This window comes from Nostocoides sp. F2B08 (genome assembly GCF_009184895.1).
In the GTDB taxonomy this organism is placed as follows: Bacteria; Actinomycetota; Actinomycetes; order Actinomycetales; family Dermatophilaceae; genus F2B08.
Window position 1 is genome coordinate 106,651 of record NZ_WESE01000009.1, and the last position, 15,309, is coordinate 121,959.

The 15,309-nt window shown below is 72.2% G+C and carries 14 protein-coding genes; 6 read left to right on the forward strand and 8 right to left on the reverse strand.

Features of this window, described 5'->3' with window-relative positions; all coding sequences use genetic code 11:
• Positions 1 to 9 precede the first annotated feature (9 nt).
• Both GA707_RS16945 and GA707_RS16950 read left to right on the forward strand, forming a co-directional pair.
• Positions 10 to 699, forward strand: a complete 690-nt coding sequence (locus GA707_RS16945) for a hypothetical protein (protein ID WP_152179637.1) — start codon at positions 10 to 12, stop codon at positions 697 to 699.
• Between the two features lie 273 nt (positions 700 to 972).
• Positions 973 to 1,863, forward strand: coding sequence for a M23 family metallopeptidase (locus tag GA707_RS16950; protein ID WP_152179638.1), 891 nt, complete (start codon positions 973 to 975; stop codon positions 1,861 to 1,863).
• A gap of 27 nt (positions 1,864 to 1,890) precedes the next feature.
• Here GA707_RS16950 and GA707_RS16955 read toward each other — a convergent pair whose 3' ends face one another.
• Positions 1,891 to 2,754, reverse strand: coding sequence for a LysR family transcriptional regulator (locus GA707_RS16955; RefSeq protein ID WP_152179639.1), 864 nt, complete (start codon positions 2,752 to 2,754; stop codon positions 1,891 to 1,893).
• A 69-nt stretch (positions 2,755 to 2,823) separates the two neighbouring features.
• Here GA707_RS16955 and GA707_RS16960 point away from each other — a divergent pair, with 69 nt between their 5' ends.
• The 4 genes from GA707_RS16960 to GA707_RS16975 all read left to right on the forward strand — a co-directional run bounded on the left by GA707_RS16960 (position 2,824) and on the right by GA707_RS16975 (position 5,825).
• Entirely contained in the window at positions 2,824 to 3,768 is a 945-nt protein-coding gene (locus GA707_RS16960; protein ID WP_226963895.1) for a DMT family transporter, read from the forward strand.
• A 7-nt stretch (positions 3,769 to 3,775) separates the two neighbouring features.
• On the forward strand, positions 3,776 to 4,198 hold the full coding sequence (locus GA707_RS16965) for an SRPBCC family protein (RefSeq protein ID WP_152179640.1): 423 nt from the start codon (positions 3,776 to 3,778) through the stop codon (positions 4,196 to 4,198).
• A gap of 6 nt (positions 4,199 to 4,204) precedes the next feature.
• Positions 4,205 to 5,176, forward strand: coding sequence for an alpha/beta fold hydrolase (locus GA707_RS16970; protein WP_226963916.1), 972 nt, complete (start codon positions 4,205 to 4,207; stop codon positions 5,174 to 5,176).
• A 154-nt stretch (positions 5,177 to 5,330) separates the two neighbouring features.
• Positions 5,331 to 5,825 carry a hypothetical protein gene (locus tag GA707_RS16975; RefSeq protein WP_152179642.1) on the forward strand — a complete coding sequence of 165 codons (495 nt, stop codon included), beginning with the start codon at positions 5,331 to 5,333 and terminating at the stop codon, positions 5,823 to 5,825.
• 13 nt (positions 5,826 to 5,838) lie between these two features.
• Here the strand turns inward: GA707_RS16975 and GA707_RS21660 are convergent, their stop codons facing one another.
• The 7 genes from GA707_RS21660 to GA707_RS17010 all read right to left on the reverse strand — a co-directional run bounded on the left by GA707_RS21660 (position 5,839) and on the right by GA707_RS17010 (position 15,261).
• A complete protein-coding gene (locus tag GA707_RS21660; protein WP_152179643.1) occupies positions 5,839 to 6,204 on the reverse strand; it encodes a biotin/lipoyl-containing protein in 366 nt (121 codons plus the stop codon).
• A 4-nt stretch (positions 6,205 to 6,208) separates the two neighbouring features.
• Positions 6,209 to 6,520, reverse strand: coding sequence for a hypothetical protein (locus tag GA707_RS16985; protein WP_226963896.1), 312 nt, complete (start codon positions 6,518 to 6,520; stop codon positions 6,209 to 6,211).
• Positions 6,517 to 8,085 (reverse strand): acyl-CoA carboxylase subunit beta, encoded by a 1,569-nt coding sequence (locus GA707_RS16990; protein ID WP_152179737.1) that lies wholly within the window; start codon positions 8,083 to 8,085, stop codon positions 6,517 to 6,519. The genes GA707_RS16985 and GA707_RS16990 overlap by 4 nt, the downstream gene beginning before the upstream one ends.
• 22 nt (positions 8,086 to 8,107) lie before the next feature.
• A complete protein-coding gene (locus tag GA707_RS16995) occupies positions 8,108 to 9,616 on the reverse strand; it encodes a methylmalonyl-CoA carboxytransferase subunit 5S (protein ID WP_152179644.1) in 1,509 nt (502 codons plus the stop codon).
• 82 nt (positions 9,617 to 9,698) lie between these two features.
• Complete coding sequence (locus tag GA707_RS17000) at positions 9,699 to 10,427, reverse strand: DinB family protein (RefSeq protein ID WP_152179645.1); 729 nt, start codon at positions 10,425 to 10,427, stop codon at positions 9,699 to 9,701.
• Positions 10,428 to 10,486: 59 nt separating this feature from the next.
• Positions 10,487 to 12,016 carry a DUF5719 family protein gene (locus GA707_RS17005; RefSeq protein WP_152179646.1) on the reverse strand — a complete coding sequence of 510 codons (1,530 nt, stop codon included), beginning with the start codon at positions 12,014 to 12,016 and terminating at the stop codon, positions 10,487 to 10,489.
• Positions 12,013 to 15,261: a glycosyltransferase gene (locus GA707_RS17010; protein ID WP_152179647.1), complete on the reverse strand. Its 3,249-nt coding sequence runs from the start codon at positions 15,259 to 15,261 to the stop codon at positions 12,013 to 12,015. The genes GA707_RS17005 and GA707_RS17010 overlap by 4 nt, the downstream gene beginning before the upstream one ends.
• Between the last annotated feature and the right edge of the window lie 48 nt (positions 15,262 to 15,309).

Consider the following 15,309-nt stretch of genomic DNA (forward strand, 5'->3'; position numbering starts at 1 on the left):
GAACCGACCATGAGCCCCATCTCCTGGCTGCGCGCCACCGCCATCGCCTTCGCGGCGCTGTACTTCGGCGCGCTCTTCACCGCACCCCTTCCCGAGGGCGCCTACGACGATGAGCGAGTCGTCGGTCTCCTCTCGGGCACCGGGCTGCTCGGCATTGTCATCGGAGGCTATGCGCTCGTCCTGGCCGGGCTCAGCGCACTCGCATTCACCTCGATTCTGGCCGACATGCTTCATCGGGCAGTGCCGGAGGCCAGCGGACCCGCGCTGGTCCGCGCGCTCGGTACCGCATACGGGGTGCTGCTGATGACAGCGTCGGCCCTGTTCCTGGCGGTTCCGATGGGCCACGTCGTCGAGGAGCTGCCAACGGCGACACCTTCGCCATTCCGCGAGCTGACGATGGCCGGCTTCACCACGCTGCTGGTCGCAGCCCTCCTCTGCGCCGGCGTCCTCGTGATCGTCGCATCGTTGCTCCAACGACGCGGGGGTTTGGCACCGCGGTGGTGCACGACGACGGCTCTGCTCATCGCGCCACTCCTCCTCATCGGCGTCGGTTGGGCGCCACAGTTCCTGGTCCCGATCTGGGCGATCCTCGTCGCCTTCACCATGCGACCTGAACAGCGTGACCGCGGGCGTGTGCAGGGTGCTTCGGCCGCATCGGGCGGTCATCCGTCCCCCCTGGGCGACCGGTCCGCGGAGTAGCTGACGCGACGGCCGGGACCGGAGTGGCTATGGGCGACGGAATCGCGATCATCCTCACCGAGCGCTACGGCCTGGGCGACTGAGCGGCGGCCGCGCGACACACTGAGGTCGCCGAGTGCGTCCCACCTGCCGGAACCTGCCTGACCCCTAAGTTCAGATAACGAAAAGATCACGCTAGGGTGGGGGACTTCACCGGCGAACCGCTGCTCCCCTGCCCTGGCGTCGTCGCCGTGCTCTTTCGTGATCAGCCCCTGCCGTGAGGATCAATCCGCTGTGAGTTCAGGCTCGTACGTGCCCCGCCACCGCGCCCCCGGCCGCCACCGCGCACGTCGGCCCCGACCCCTGCCCCGTGCCCTGAGTCCGCAGTTCGCTCTTCCCAGTGCGGCCTCCCTGGCGCTGGTGTTCTCGACCGCAGGAGCCTCGGTCGCCGGGTCGGCACCCCTGGCGCTGCAGACCTCCTCCGCCGACCGCGCCCTCGCGCAGAGCCAGGTGAGCGACAGCGTTGCGGACACCTCCGCCCTGGCCGAGCGGCGCACCGCGGTTACGGATCAGACGGCGCTGCTGCAGGGTCGCCAGCAGGAGGCCGAACGCGTCGCCCGTGAGAAGGCGCGCAAGGAGCTGGAGCAGAAGAAGAAGGAGGAGGCCGCCAAGAAGAAGGCCGAGGCCGAGGCGAAGAAGAAGGCCGAGGAGGCCAAGAAGAAGGCCGAGGCGGAGCGCAAGGAGGCCGAGGCGCGGGAGCGGGCCGAGGAGGAGGCGCGCCGATCGGCGCAGCGGTACGTGGCGCCGATCAACCGCTACAAGTACACCTCCGGGTTCGGCAGCCGGTGGGGCCGGCTGCACGCGGGCGCCGACCTGGCCGCCCCGATCGGCACCCCGGTGTTCTCTGTCTCGTCCGGCACGGTCATCCGGGCCGCCCACACCGGCTCGTGCGGCAACAACGTGTGGATCGAGCACTGGGACGGATCGGTGAGCCGGTACTGCCACATGGACTATATGGCGGTCCGGTCGGGGCAGCGGGTATCCGCCGGCGAGCAGATCGGCGGCAGCGGCAACACCGGCCGCTCCTACGGACCGCACCTGCACTTCGAGATGCGCCCCAACGGCGAGAACAGCAACCCGGTCGACCCGGTCGCGTGGCTGCGGTCCAAGGGCGTCGGCCTCTGACCGATCCGGCGGCAGCTGCGCGGCCGATCAGCTCGAGCCGGCATAGAGCCGGGTCACGACGTCGACGAGCTCGGCCAGCCCCCGCGGTCGGTCCTCGCGCCACCACACGAGCCGGACCGGGATGCGCGGGCCGTCCTTGACCGGCCGGTAGGTCACGCCGGGACGCACGTGGTGGTGTGCCGTCGCCTCCGCCGTGGTGCCGACGGCCTTGCCCGCGGCGATCGAGTCGAGCCACTGGTCGACGTCGCCGGACTCGACGAAGGTGGGGCGGGTCGGCAGGTCGGCCCACATCTCGCCCGTCGTCGAGCCGGTGCGTGAGTCGATCAGGACGGTCCGCTCCGCGAGCTCGGCCATCGAGAGGCTACGTCGGCGGGCCCACAGCGGGTCGTCGGAGGCGAAGGCCACGACCCGGCGCTCGAGACCGACGACGACCGACTGCAGGCGGGGGTCGTCGACGGCCCGCCTCAGGATCGCGACGTCGCACGTTCCCTCGGCCAGCCCGGCCGTCGGGGTGTTCCGCTTGACCAGCTCGAGCTCGATGTCGGTGTGGTCCCTGGCCCAGGTGCGCTGCAGGGCGGCGGTGTGCCGGCCCAGGCCGGCCCACGCATACCCCAGGCGCAGCGTGCTGTGTCGGGACCGGAGGAAGTCGCTGAACCGGTCGGCCTCCGCGAGCACCCGGCGCGCGTGCGGCAGGATCTGCGCTCCGGTCGGCGTCGGCTCGCAGCCACGCGGTATGCGGCGCAGGACCCGGTCCCCGACCGCCCGCTCGAGCGAGGCGATGGTCCGCGAGACGGCGGCCTGGGAGACGTGCAGCTCTCGGGCCGCGTCGGTGAACGACCCGAGGTCGGCGGCGGTGACGAAGTGGCGCAGCTCTCGTAGGCTCCAGTCCATAACAAAAGCGTATGGCAAGTACGAAACATGCACTGGACTTATGGCACAGTGAGCCGCACGCTTCTCGACATGACCACTCATGTCGAGACACCCCCGCAGGGGACCGATCCCGCTCCTCTGCTGTCGGCGGAGACCGCGACAGCGAGCGAGCGTGCCGCGGGGCTCGGACTGATGCTCGCGGGCTCGGCCTCGAACCAGGTCGGGGCCGCCATCGGCGCCCTCGCCTTCCCCGTCATCGGCCCAGTGGGTGTCGTCGCCGTCCGGCAGCTGACGATGGCCGCGTTCCTCACCCCGGTGGTGCGCCCCCGACTGCACCGCATGACGCGAGCGCAGTGGCTGCCGGTGCTCGGACTGGCGCTGGCGTTCAGCGTGATGAACCTCGGCCTGTACGCCGCCGTCTCGCGGATCGGGCTCGGTCTCGCGGTGACCCTGGAGTTTCTCGGTCCCCTGGCCGTGGCGATCCTCGCCTCCCGTCGAGTGGTGGACGCCTGCTGTGCCCTGGTGGCCGGAGTGGGCGTCGCCGTGCTCACCGCACCGGGACCGTCGACCGACTACCTGGGCATCGCCTTCGGTCTCGTCGCCGCCGGGGCGTGGGCCGCATACATCCTCCTCAACCGGGCCGTCGGACAACGGCTCCCCGGCCTGCAGGGGACGGCCGCCGCGGCCGTGGTGACGGCCGCGGCCTGGACTCCGGTCGCGGTCGTGTGGTTCTGGCTGCACCCGCCGACGGTCGAGGCCCTGACCTTCGCGGTCGTGTGCGGGCTGCTCGCCTCGGTGGTGCCGTATGTCGCCGACCTGCTCGCCCTGCGGCGGGTGCCGACCCAGCTGTTCAGCACGCTGTCCAGCATCCACCCGGTATGGGCCGCGCTGGCCGGCTGGCTCGTCCTCGGTCAGCTGCTCGGCGCGAACGAGTGGACCGGTCTCGGGCTCATCGTCCTGGCCAACATCGTCGTGTCGGCGCGCGGCGTGCGAGCGAGTCGAGTCTCTCGCGCGGTAGCACCGACCACGTCATGATGGGCGGATGGAGCAAAGCGTCACGGTCGACATCGAAGCCGCACCCCCGCGGGTCTGGGCGGTCCTGACCGACGTCGAAGCGTGGCCGGAGTGGACCTCCACGGTGACCTCGGTGCGACGGCTCGACGCCGGCCCCCTGCGCGTGGGGAGCCGGGCGAGGGTCGCTCAGCCGCGCATACCGGAGACCGAGTACGTCGTGACCGAGCTGATCCCGGACTCGTCGTTCACCTGGGTCGCCTCGGGGCCCGGCGTGTGCACGACCGCCCGGCACGAGATCGAGCCGCTCTCCGAGACCACGTCGCGGGTGCGCCTCTCGGTGTCGCAGTCCGGCTGGCTCGGCACGGTCATGGGCCGCTTCTACCGGGGGTTGACGGACCGCTACCTCGCCAACGAGGCGAGGGGACTCAAGGGCCGCGCCGAGCAGGCGTGATCTGTGATGGGCCATACGGATGCGCCTGGGCAGGACTGGGGCGAGCGCTCCCGCCGCTGGGCCGGCGTGGTCAGCCGCGTCCACCAGGTCGACGGGATGGAGGTTCACTACCTCCGTGCGGAACCGAGCCGACGACCGGGCGAGCCGACCACCCACCTCCTCCTCCACCCGATGGGTGCGGGGTCGTGGTCCTGGTTGGACGTCGTCGCGCCGCTGGCCACCGGTGGTCGGGTCATCGTGCCGGACCTGCCCGGAGCCGGCCGGACCCGACCGGCCGACCCCCGGGACGCGCGCGCCGAGAACAGTCCCGAGTTCCTCGAGGGACTCTGCCGCGCCTTGGACCTGGATCGGGTCGTGGTGCACGGACACTCCCTCGGTGGACTGGCGGGTACGCTCTTCGCGGCCCGGCACCCGACCAGGGTCTCGCGGCTGGTCCTGACCAGCCCCGTGCTCCCCGGGTCGCCCGACCCGCCACGCTTCCCGCGGGCCTGGCGGCTCGCGCTCGGCGCGGCGCCCACCGTGGCCCGGGTGCCGGTGCGAATCGCCCTCAGGGTCAAGGGCAGAGCCTGGCGTCGCTGGCAGGCCGACCCGACCGACCCGGCCCTGGCCGAACGGATGTTCCGTGGCAGTGTCGACGTCACGCAGATCTCGCCGGACCTGCTCACCCTTCTCGCGGAGGAGGTCGAGCGGGTGCGGCTGCCCTGGCGGGTCGACGGCATGCTCCAGGCGGCGGCGTCGGCGGTGGCCGCTCTGACGGTGAAGGAGGAGGCGGTGCGCGCCGAGCTGGACCGGATCCGGGCACCGACCCTCGTCCTCTGGGGTCGGCACGACACCGTCCTGCCGCGTGCCCTCTGCGAGGAGCTCCGTCAATCCCATCCGGAGTGGACCGTCACGGAGGTCGAGGGTGTGGGGCACCTTCTGCCGTGGGAGGCGCCGACGACGTACGTCGAGCTCGTCCGAGACTGGATGACGCAGTGAGCCGAACGGCTACCGGGAGTGATCCGTGCGTCACACCACCACGTGCTGCCACGGTCCACAGAACAACAATCGGAGGTACGACGCCACATCCGGTGTCGCACATCGCGCAGGTCGGTCGACCTCGTTGGGCGCCTGCGCCGAACGAGGAGGGACGATGACAATGCGCAGGGCCATGACCGCAGCAGCCGCGCTCGCCATGCTGGGCTCGGTGGTCGCCGCAGGCTCGGCCACAGCCGAGGACTTTACCCAGTTCTACCCTGCCGGGACGGCGTGCGACTTCCCGATCCGGATCGACGGGGGCGGCGGGCACCGCACGGAGCACACCATCACCAACAAGCATGGAACTGTATTCATGTCCACGGGGACGGGCTCGGAGCTGACCTTCACGAACGAGGACTCGGGTGCGACCGTGTGGCTGCGCTCGAAGGGCGCCGTCGTGCGGACCACGACACTGGCCGACGGATCGGACCTCTTCGTCCTGAATGGGCACAACGTCGTCATCCTGTTCCCGTCCGACGTGCCGGCCGGCCCATCGACGACGCTGTACAGCGGCAAGGTGACGTTCACGGTCAACCCTCAGGACGGCCAGTGGACAATCCTCGACACGAACGGCCTTTCACGGGACCTCTGTGCCGAGCTGAGCGGCTGAGGTCCGTCCCGCGTCAGGCGATCTGCAGCAGCACCTGGCCCGATGTCACTGCCGTGCCCGGTGAGACGAGCACGGCGGTGACGGTCCCGGCCTGCGGCGCGGTGATCTCGGTCTCCATCTTCATCGCCTCGAGCACGAGGACCACCTCGCCGGCCTCGATCGCCTGACCCTCCTCGACCAGGACCCGCGCCACCGTCCCGGCGAGGGGTGCCGTGACGCCGTCCGCGTCGGCAGCCGTACCCGCCGACGGAGTGCCCGCGTGCGGCGGCGAGAAGTTGCCGCCGGTCATGAAGATCGCGCCAAGGGGTGTGTGTGGCTCCTCCTCGACCTCGACCTCGACGTCGTACGCGACGCCGTTGACCGTCACCTTGAGCTGCATGTCCTCACCTCGGCCGCTGGATGTTGTGGTGGGCCTGGACGACGACCCGGCCCTGCTGGGCCCACGCCTGGCCGGTCCGGTAGTGCATCTGCTTGATCTTCGCCCGGTGTCCCAGGAAGGCCGCCACCGCAGCGGAGATGGCGATCGCGACGTCCTCCGGCACGCCGGGGTTCTGGGCCCGGCGCTGGGCGAGCTCGGCCTCGAGCTGGGCCACCCGCTCCGAGAGCGAACGGACCGCGTCGACGAGCTCGGCGACGGTCTGCCCATCCGCATTCGGGGCGCCGCTGCCTGCTGGGCCGGTGTCCGGGGCACTCATGTCGGGCCCAACCCGTGCTTCTTGGCGGGCCGGATCGTGCGCTTGGTGATGTTGATCTCGAGTGCCCGGGATATGTGCTCGCGAGTGCGCGCCGGCTCGATGATGTCGTCGACGAGGCCGCGGGCGGCGGCGACGTAGGGCGTCGAGAACGTCGAGCGGTACTCCTCCACGAGCTCGGCCCGACGCTGCTGGGGGTCCTCGGCCTCGGCGATCTCGCGACGGAACACGATCTCGGCCGCGCCCTCGGCACCCATCACGGCGATCTCGGCCGTCGGCCAGGCGAGCACCTTGTCGGCTCCGAGGTCCTTGGAGCACATGGCGACGTAGGCCCCGCCGTAGGCCTTGCGTAGCACGACGGTGATCTTGGGGACCGATGCGGCGGAGTATGCGTAGAGCAGCTTCGCCCCGTGCCGGATGATCCCGTTGTGCTCCTGAGCGACACCGGGCAGGAAGCCGGGCACGTCGACGAGGGTGAGCAGCGGGATGTTGAAGGCGTTGCAGAACCGGACGAACGCCGAGGCCTTGTCCGAGGCGTTGATGTCGAGGACGCCGGAGAGCACCATCGGCTGGTTGGCCACGACCCCGACGGTGCGGCCGATGATCCGGCCGAACCCGATGACGATGTTGCCGGCATACCCGGCCTGGACCTCGAGGAAGTCGCCGCGGTCGACGAGGCGGGCGATCACCTCGCGGACGTCGTAGCCCTTCTTGTCCGACGTCGGGATGACCTTCGGCAGCTCCGGGTCGGCCTCGACGACATGGTCGGGGTCGACGATCGGCGGGTCCTCGGAGTTGTTCTGGGGCAGGAAGCTCAGCAGCTTCTTCGCGATGAGAACGGCCTGCTCGTCGTCGTCGGCGACGAAGTGGGTCACCCCCGACAGCGCCATATGGGCGTCGGCGCCGCCGAGCGCGTCGGAGGTCACCTGCTCGCCCGTCACCTGCGCGATGACGTTGGGCCCGGTGATGAACATATGGGCCTGCCGGGTCTGGATGATGAAGTCGGTCAGGGCCGGGGAGTACGCGGCACCACCTGCGCACGGACCGGCGATGATCGAGATCTGCGGGACGACGCCGGAGAGCAGGACGTTGTTGTAGAACACCCGGCCGTAGCCGGCCAGCGAGCCGATGCCCTCCTGGACACGCGCGCCACCGGAGTCGTTGATGAAGACGAACGGCGTGCCCGTGCCGAGGCTCGCCCGCAGGGTGGCTGCGACCTTGTTGGAGTGGATCTCGCCCGCGCTGCCGCCGGCGACCGTGAAGTCCTGGCTGGCGACGTGCACCGGTCGGCCGAACACCGCCCCCTCGCCGGTCACCACACCGTCGGCCGGCAGGTCGGCCTGGTCGAGGCCGAAGTAGGTCGACTGGTGACGGGCGAACATGCCCGTCTCCTCGAAGGTGCCCGGGTCGAGCAGGGCCGCGATCCGCTCGCGGGCGGTCAGCTTGCCGGCCGCGTGCTGCTTCTGTATGCGCGCCTCGCCTCCGCCCTGCTCGACCTCCCGGCGGCGGGCGAGCAGGTCCGCGGTGCGCTCCTCCATGGAGGCCTGGTGGTGCTTCTTCTTGGACATGTTGTTCTTGGCCACGTCTGCCTCAGGCTCTCTCGACGGTGACGGAGTGCGCCGTGCCGTTCAGGGTCACCGAGTAGTTGATCGGTCCCTTGACCGGGCCTCCCGAGCTCTTGGACAGCTCGTCCGTGGCGACCACGGCGGGGTCCTTGCCGACGTTGCGCGGACCCTCCGGCCGCTCGACGAAGAAGCCGGGTGCGACGCCCGGGAACATCGCATACGTCAGCACGTCCTCGTCGGTCCCGTCGAAGCCCTCGAGTGCGCTCGCCTCGATGACGAGACGCTCCCACTCCGGCGGGATGAGGTCGGCCGGGCGGACGTCGATCGGGTCCTTGCCGGCCTGCTGCCGCGCGGCCTCGACGATCTCGGGGTCGCGCTCGCCGAGCGTCTCGCCGTAGTACCCGAGCATGAGGTCGGCGAACTCCGCCGTGAGGACCTTGTAGGGACCCATGAGCACGTTGAACACGGCCTGGGTGCCGACGATCTGGCTGGACGGCGTGACGAGCGGCGGGAACCCGGCCACCTCGCGCACCCGCGGCACCTCGAGGAGGACCTCGCGCAGCCGGTCCCCCGCCCCCTGCTGGCGGAGCTGGCTCTCCATGTTGGAGATCATCCCGCCTGGGATCTGGCTCTTGAAGATCTCGGTCTCCACGCCGGTGATGGCGGACATGAACTGGGTGTACCTCGGACGCACCGCCGCGAAGTGGTCCTTGATCCGCAGCAGCCGCTCGTCGTCGAGGTTCGTCGTGTACGGCGTGCCGCGGAGCATCTCGACCAGCGACTCGGTCGGGTTGTGGCCGGGTCCGAGCGAGATCGAGGAGATCGCGGTGTCGACGACGTCGGCGCCGGCCTCGATGGCCTTCATCAGGCTGACCAGCGTCACGCCGGTCGTCGCGTGGCAGTGCACGTGGATGCGCACATCGGTGCCGAGGTCGTCCTTGATCGCCTTGACGATGTCGTAGGCCGGCTGCGGCTTGAGGAGGGCGGCCATGTCCTTGATGCAGAGCGAGTCACAGCCCAGGTCCATGAGGTCACGCGCCATCTGCACGTATCCCTCGACCGTGTGCAGCGGGCTCTCGGTGTAGCAGATGGTGCCCTGGGCGTGCTTGTCGACCCGGCGGACCGCGGCGATCGCCTCCTTGACGTTGCGCACGTCGTTGAGCGCGTCGAAGACCCGGTAGACGTCCATGCCGTTCTCGGCGGACTTCTCGACGAAGCGGTTGACGACCCCGTCCTCGTAGTGGCGGTAGCCAAGTAGGTTCTGCCCCCGCAGCAGCATCTGCAGGCGACTGTTCGGCATGAGCTCGCGGAAGGTCCGCAGCCGCTCCCACGGGTCCTCGTTGAGGAACCGGATGCACGCGTCGTAGGTTGCTCCACCCCAGCACTCCACCGACCAGTAGCCGGCCGCGTCGATGTCGGCACACGCGTCGACCATGTCCTCGAGCGCCATCCGGGTCGCCATCAGGCTCTGATGCGCGTCGCGCAGGACCAGTTCTGTGACGCCGACCTCGCGCGGCGTCGTCTCCTCAGCCATGCCCCGATTCTGGCATCTCCCATCGGGTTTGGCCCCGCAGGGAACCCTTACCTTTGTCGGTGCGGTCATCGACCGGACGGCGTCAGCGCAGGAGTTGCAGGTCGCGTCGGACATAGCGCAGGTGCGCCCACTCCTCCTCGAGGATGACGCGGACGCAGTCACCGACGCTCGGGTGCCAGTCGTCACCACCCCACGGGTCGGAACGCTCCTGCGCGAGCAGCTCGGGCGTGGCCGTGGCCAGGAACTCGGTGACCATCCGCTGCCGCTCGGCCCGGACCGCGAGGATCTCCTCGAAGGTCGGCGGGTCGGCGCGGAAGACCGACATGTCGAAGCCCATCCGCTCTGCGCCGGTGAAGATCTGACCGATCTCGTGGAAAGGCTGCTCGATGCCCAGGATCCCGCCGCGCAGCCAGGCATCCGTCGCGAGCACGAGGTGTCGCAGCGTCTGGGCCAGGGACCACTCGTCCTCGACATGGGCGTCCCGGAGCTCCGGCGGTGTGGCCGCCACCGTCTCCGCCCAGGCGGCCTGGACAGCGGCCCACCCCTCGCGCAGGCCGTCAGGCGTCTGCGCCTGCTGTAGCTCCCGTCCCGGGAATTGGCGGTTCAGCTCGGCCTCGACCAGAGGCACGACGTCGACCCCGTTGACGAGGAGGCTGCCGAAGAACAGATCGTGACTGTCGATGTCGAGCCCGTCGATGTCGACGCCGCGCATCGTCACCCCGCTGACGTCGGAGAACCGCACGGTCGCACCCTTGAAGCTCGTCCGCACGAACGTCGCACCCTCGAACTCACTCCCCGAGTAGGTCGTCATCGCCCCATCATGCCGACCCGGAGCGGGGTCTGCACGCCGGAGGGAGAGCGGCAGACCTCCTAGCCGAGCGGCACGACCTCGGACCGCCGCGCCGAGACCAGGGGCTCGACGAGCGGGACCGACGACAGCACGACAGGGCCGCCGTCGGCGCCGGTCGTGACGACGGCGCCGTGCACCTCTCCGCTGCCGGCGACCTGCCGCACCCAGACCCCGTCACCGGTGAGCGGGACGGTCACGGTTCCGTTGGCCGGCACGAGCGCCTCCGACGTCGTCGCCTCGCCGCCGGCGACCTGGGTGACGGCGACCGTGGCCCCGGCACCGCGCGCTGCGACGACGAGGGTGCGGGTGACGTCGTCGCGGGTCGGCAGCGCGGCCCCTCCGACACCATCGAGCGCGGGACGGCTGACGGCCCACGCCGCCTCCGGACCGCCGTCGCTGACGAAGGTGCGGGCAGCGGCGAGCACCTCGGTGTCGGCGGAGACCGCGAGCGTGGTCGGACCGGCCGGCAGGCCCGACACCGGGACGTCGACGACGGACCCCGCGGGGACGCGCACGACGGCCTCGGGCAGCTGCCGCTCCCCCTGCGCCGTCAGCGCGGCGACCGTGCCGATCGCCTCGGTGTCCGAGGGGTTGACCACCCGCACGAGCAGGGTGCCGGAATCCTCGGACGGCACCTGGACCCCGGCGATCACGTGGTCGCGGCTCGGGTCGGCGGCGTTGGTGACGGCGTCGAATCCGGTCGGCTGGGTCCCGGTCAACGAGGTCTCGAAGAGGGCGACCGCGATGTCCCCGCCGTCGGCGACGAACCCGAAGGCAGGCTGGGCCTCCTGGGGCGCCAGGGCGTCGCTGAGCAGCACGACGCGCCCCTGGGCCGGGACGACGAGCCCCTGCCCGTCGGGCGGCGACGTCGTGCCCTCGACCCCGTAGGCGGTGATGTCGACGGTCACCGGGTTGCTGCCGGGGTTGGTCACGATGAGCCGCTCGGCGCGACCCGGGCCTCCCCCTCCGCCGAGCAGCCAGGCGGTCGGCCCGGCCTGGCCGCACGGCACGCTCGCGAGCCCGGCGACCTCCTCGGTCTCGGCGAAAGTCTCCTGGGTGGCGACGAGTCCGGGTGCGGCGGCACCGGTCCCCGACGCGAGGTATGCGCCGGTCTCGCTCAGCCCGGACGTCGCCACGGTCGTCGGGTCGGGGCGGTCCGAGTCGTCGGCGTCGTCGTCAGGTGCCGTCGCGGTCGGGAGCGGCTCGATGCCCAGCGCCGCCGTCCCGCTCGGAACGGGGACGTCACCGACGGCCTCGACCGGGGCGGCAACGACCGTCGCCGAGGTCTCGAGCGCCAGGTCGCGCGCGCCGTCCAGGCCGAGCAGCTCGGGCCCGGGGCAGACCAGCGTCGCTCGCTCGAGCGCGACCGTCGTCGAGCCGGGTTGGCGACCGTCGGCCGACGTGCGGGCGACATCGACCGCGTCGATGCGCTCGGTCACCGCGGGCTGGCCGCCGGCCCAGGCGACACCCGCGACGAGCAGCACCCCGAGGGAGGCCTGGCCGACGGCGAGCGCTGCGCGGCGGACGCGACGGGCGCGCGGTGAGGTCATGGCCGGTCCTCCGGACGAGCGGCGACCCCGCCGAACGGCAGCGCCAGGTAGGCGATGACGAGCAGGGATAGCCCCGCCAGGGTGAGAAGTGACGGGTCGGGAGTGGGCAGGTCGATCGCGAGACGCCCGGCCGCCGGGACCTCGTAGGTCACCGTGTCGCCGGTCGTCGTCGGCGTGAGCGGCTCGCCGTCGAGGGTGACGCCCGCCTCGAGGGCCCACCCCGGGGTCTGCGCGACCTCGAGGGTTCCAGGGCCCTCGAGTGTCGCCGACGTCTGCGCGTGGTGGCGGCTCGGGATCGCCGCGCCGTCGCCGGAGGCGCCGCCGTCGTCGCCGCGCAGGACCACCCGGGCCGGTGAGGGGACGTCACTCGTCGTGGAGTCGACTCGCCACCACCGCAGACCGTCCCGGTCCGGGAGACGGCGCAACCCGTCGGCCGCGTCCAGCGCGCGGGCCGACTCGGCAGGCAGCGCGTCGGTGAGCGCGACGAACCCGACTGCGTGCCGGGCGAGGACGGCCGCGGGGCCGCCGGGCAGGTCGTCACCGGGCACGTCGAGAGCGCCGACGTCGAGCCGGGACACGAAGGCGTCGAGGCCGGCGCTGACCACGGTCGGCTCGGGCAGCGACCGGACCGGCATGCCGCTTTCGGCGACGAACAGCCGGTATGCGGTGGCCGCCTCCGCGCCCTGCTCGGCCGTGAGTCGGTCGACGAGCAGGCTGCGGCCCGCCAGCGGGCCGTCGGCGTGGTCGACGGCGACCTCGGGCCGCTGGTCGACGAAGGTCGACAGGGTCGAGCCGAACCCGGTCCAGGCAGTGGCCACGACGAGCACGCCGACCGCGAGCAGCCCGGCGACGGGAGCCGCGGGACGGACCGAGCGGTGCCGCAGCGCCGCGCGCGCCAGCACGTCCAGGCCGCGCACCGCGAGCGCGATGACGACGAGCGCATAGACGGCGAGGAGGGCGCCGGCCCACGGACGGATCGGCTCACCCGCGCCGTCGACCCCGATCGGGACGGTGTCGACGACGAGCCGGCTCGCGGTGATCGCAGCGGCCAGCGCCAGCGCGGCGACCAGGGCCGCCGCAAGACTGGTCAGCCGGCGACGGCTGCGGAGCAGACCGACGAGGGCAAGGGCCAGGACCGGCGCCGCGGCATACGGCAGGACGACGGCGAGGACCGCCGGGAGCCCGGTCGTCGTCGGTGCGGCGACGTCGAGCAGGGCAAGCCGCCAGGGCTCGGGCGGGGTGCCGGCCCAGTCGAAGAGGCCGACCCCCCCGAGCGCGAGCTGCGGCTCCCGCACGAGCTCGCGGACGAACGGCGCGAGCACGAGGGCCGGCACGAGCGCGACACCGAGAGCGCGGCGCAGCGACCAGCGCGGCACGAGGCCGAGGAGGACGCCGAGGACGGCGACGAGCGCGGCGACACTCGGGGCGAACGCAGCGATGAGCGCGAGCGCCAGCCCGGCCTGGGCCGCGTCGTAGGAGCGGCCGTTCGGGCCGAGGGCGCGGACCAGGCCCGCCGCGGCGAGCGGGAGGACGACGAGGACGACCGCGCCGCCGAGGCGTCCGTCGGCGACGACGTCCGCGGCCAGTCCCGTGGCCGCCCAGGAGATCCCACCCAGGCCACGGATCGAGCGGCGGGGCGTGACCAGGGCGAGCGCCGCATACATCGACAGAGCGGACAGCGGGAGGGTGAGGAAGAGGAGGGCGGCGATCGTCGCGGCGGCCGGGGCCGACGGTGGCGGCAGGAACGGCAGGTGCTCGCTCACCGCGGTCGCGGCTGCGAGGACGGACAGCGCCGGCGACCACGTCGTCTCGGCACCCAGGCCAGAGCCGCCCCACGAGTCGACCGCGCTGCGCCAGAGCGCAGACGCCGTCGCGGTCGACGTCGATCCGGTCACCTCGCCGCCGGTCACACCCCAGCCGATCCGGCGGATGAGCGGGCCGCCGAGATCGCGGCCCGCGGCGACCGTGAGCGCGAGGCCGACGAGGAATGCGAGGAACGCCGGGTGGGCGACGGCCTGCGGACGCGGGCCGCGCAGGGCGAGGTCCTGCTGGCTGAGGATGCCCCGACCGCGGCGCTGGGGGATGAGGTCGTCGAGGACCGCAGTGCGGGCCGCCTCGCGCGGCACGAACAGTTGGCTCAGGGCGTGTCGAGGAACCTGCGCGGCCCGCGCGAAGCGCCGGTTGGCGCGCCAGGCCCGGCCGAGCCGCAGGACGGCGAGTGCGTCGACGACCTCGCGGCCGGCGGCGCGGGGTCGCTTGGCGAGCAGCATGACGACGACCGCGACAAGGGCGGTGCCGAGGACCGCGAGGATACGGATCGGCCAGAGCACGACGGGCTGGGCGCCGAGTGCGATCGCGCGCAAGGCTCGGCGGGAAGCGCCGGTCGGCCCGAGCGGCTGGGCACTGGTCTCGCCGGGCGCGTCCTCGGGGGGCTCGATCTCGACGACGGCGTCCGCGTTCACGATGACGCGGCGGCCGGCGCGGTGCAGGCGCCAGCCCAGGTCGACGTCGCCGGCAAGAACGAGGCCGTCCGACCGGAACCGCCGCGCCCAGCCGCCGACCTCGGCGAGGGTGTCCAGGTGAACGAGCGCACCGGTCGTCGAGGTGGCGAGCACGTCGGCGCGGTCGTCGTACTGGCCCTGGTCGCGCTCGCCGCCACGGGGCTGGGGGACCCAGCGGCCGGCGCGGGTCAGCACGTAGCCGACGGAGAGCAGCTCGGGCGGACGCTCGGTGGTCCGCAGCTTGGGGGCCACGATGCCGGCCGCACGCGAGGTGCGAGCGGTGCGGTGCAGGGCGGCCAACGCACCGTGCGCGGGTCGGCAGCGGTCGGTGAGCAGCCACACCCACTCGATCCGGTCGTGATCCGGTGCGGTCGGCAGCGCCTGCTCGAGCGCGGCGGTCGCGGCGACCTGGGGAGTGAGGTCGCCTGCGACACGGATGATCCGCACCGAGTCGAAACGGCCGCGCACCTTGTGCCCGGAGACGGTCGGGCCGAGGGCGTCGTCGTCGGTGTCGGCGCCTTGACGGGCGACCACGACCAGGTGCCCCGGGACGAGGACGCCGATGGCGAGCCGGTCGAGGAGCTCGCGCAGCCGCGTCGGGTCGGTCACCGCGACGACGGCGACGACGTCGCGGGCCAGGGGGGTGCTCGGCGATGGGGTCGGGATGGGAGTCGGGGTGGGGCTCGCCTCGCTCCCGGACTCGATGGAGACGAGTCCGGCGCTGAGCGGGGGGACGGCGTTCATGCGGAGAGGGCGCGGTGGCGATGGGCCACCGCGGGGTGAGCCGTGCGG

Excerpts from the sequence above, each read along its gene's own strand:
- GA707_RS16945 (WP_152179637.1), top strand. The coding sequence starts at position 10 with ATGAGCCCCATCTCCTGGCTGCGCGCCACCGCCATCGCCTTCGCGGCG.
- GA707_RS16955 (WP_152179639.1), bottom strand. The coding sequence starts at position 2,754 with ATGGACTGGAGCCTACGAGAGCTGCGCCACTTCGTCACCGCCGCCGAC.
- GA707_RS16960 (WP_226963895.1), top strand. The coding sequence starts at position 2,824 with ATGACCACTCATGTCGAGACACCCCCGCAGGGGACCGATCCCGCTCCT.
- GA707_RS16965 (WP_152179640.1), top strand. The coding sequence starts at position 3,776 with ATGGAGCAAAGCGTCACGGTCGACATCGAAGCCGCACCCCCGCGGGTC.
- GA707_RS16970 (WP_226963916.1), top strand. The coding sequence starts at position 4,205 with ATGGGCCATACGGATGCGCCTGGGCAGGACTGGGGCGAGCGCTCCCGC.
- GA707_RS16975 (WP_152179642.1), top strand. The coding sequence starts at position 5,331 with ATGACAATGCGCAGGGCCATGACCGCAGCAGCCGCGCTCGCCATGCTG.
- GA707_RS21660 (WP_152179643.1), bottom strand. The coding sequence starts at position 6,204 with ATGCAGCTCAAGGTGACGGTCAACGGCGTCGCGTACGACGTCGAGGTC.
- GA707_RS16985 (WP_226963896.1), bottom strand. The coding sequence starts at position 6,520 with ATGAGTGCCCCGGACACCGGCCCAGCAGGCAGCGGCGCCCCGAATGCG.
- GA707_RS16990 (WP_152179737.1), bottom strand. The coding sequence starts at position 8,085 with ATGTCCAAGAAGAAGCACCACCAGGCCTCCATGGAGGAGCGCACCGCG.
- GA707_RS16995 (WP_152179644.1), bottom strand. The coding sequence starts at position 9,616 with ATGGCTGAGGAGACGACGCCGCGCGAGGTCGGCGTCACAGAACTGGTC.
- GA707_RS17000 (WP_152179645.1), bottom strand. The coding sequence starts at position 10,427 with ATGACGACCTACTCGGGGAGTGAGTTCGAGGGTGCGACGTTCGTGCGG.
- GA707_RS17005 (WP_152179646.1), bottom strand. The coding sequence starts at position 12,016 with ATGACCTCACCGCGCGCCCGTCGCGTCCGCCGCGCAGCGCTCGCCGTC.
- GA707_RS17010 (WP_152179647.1), bottom strand. The coding sequence starts at position 15,261 with ATGAACGCCGTCCCCCCGCTCAGCGCCGGACTCGTCTCCATCGAGTCC.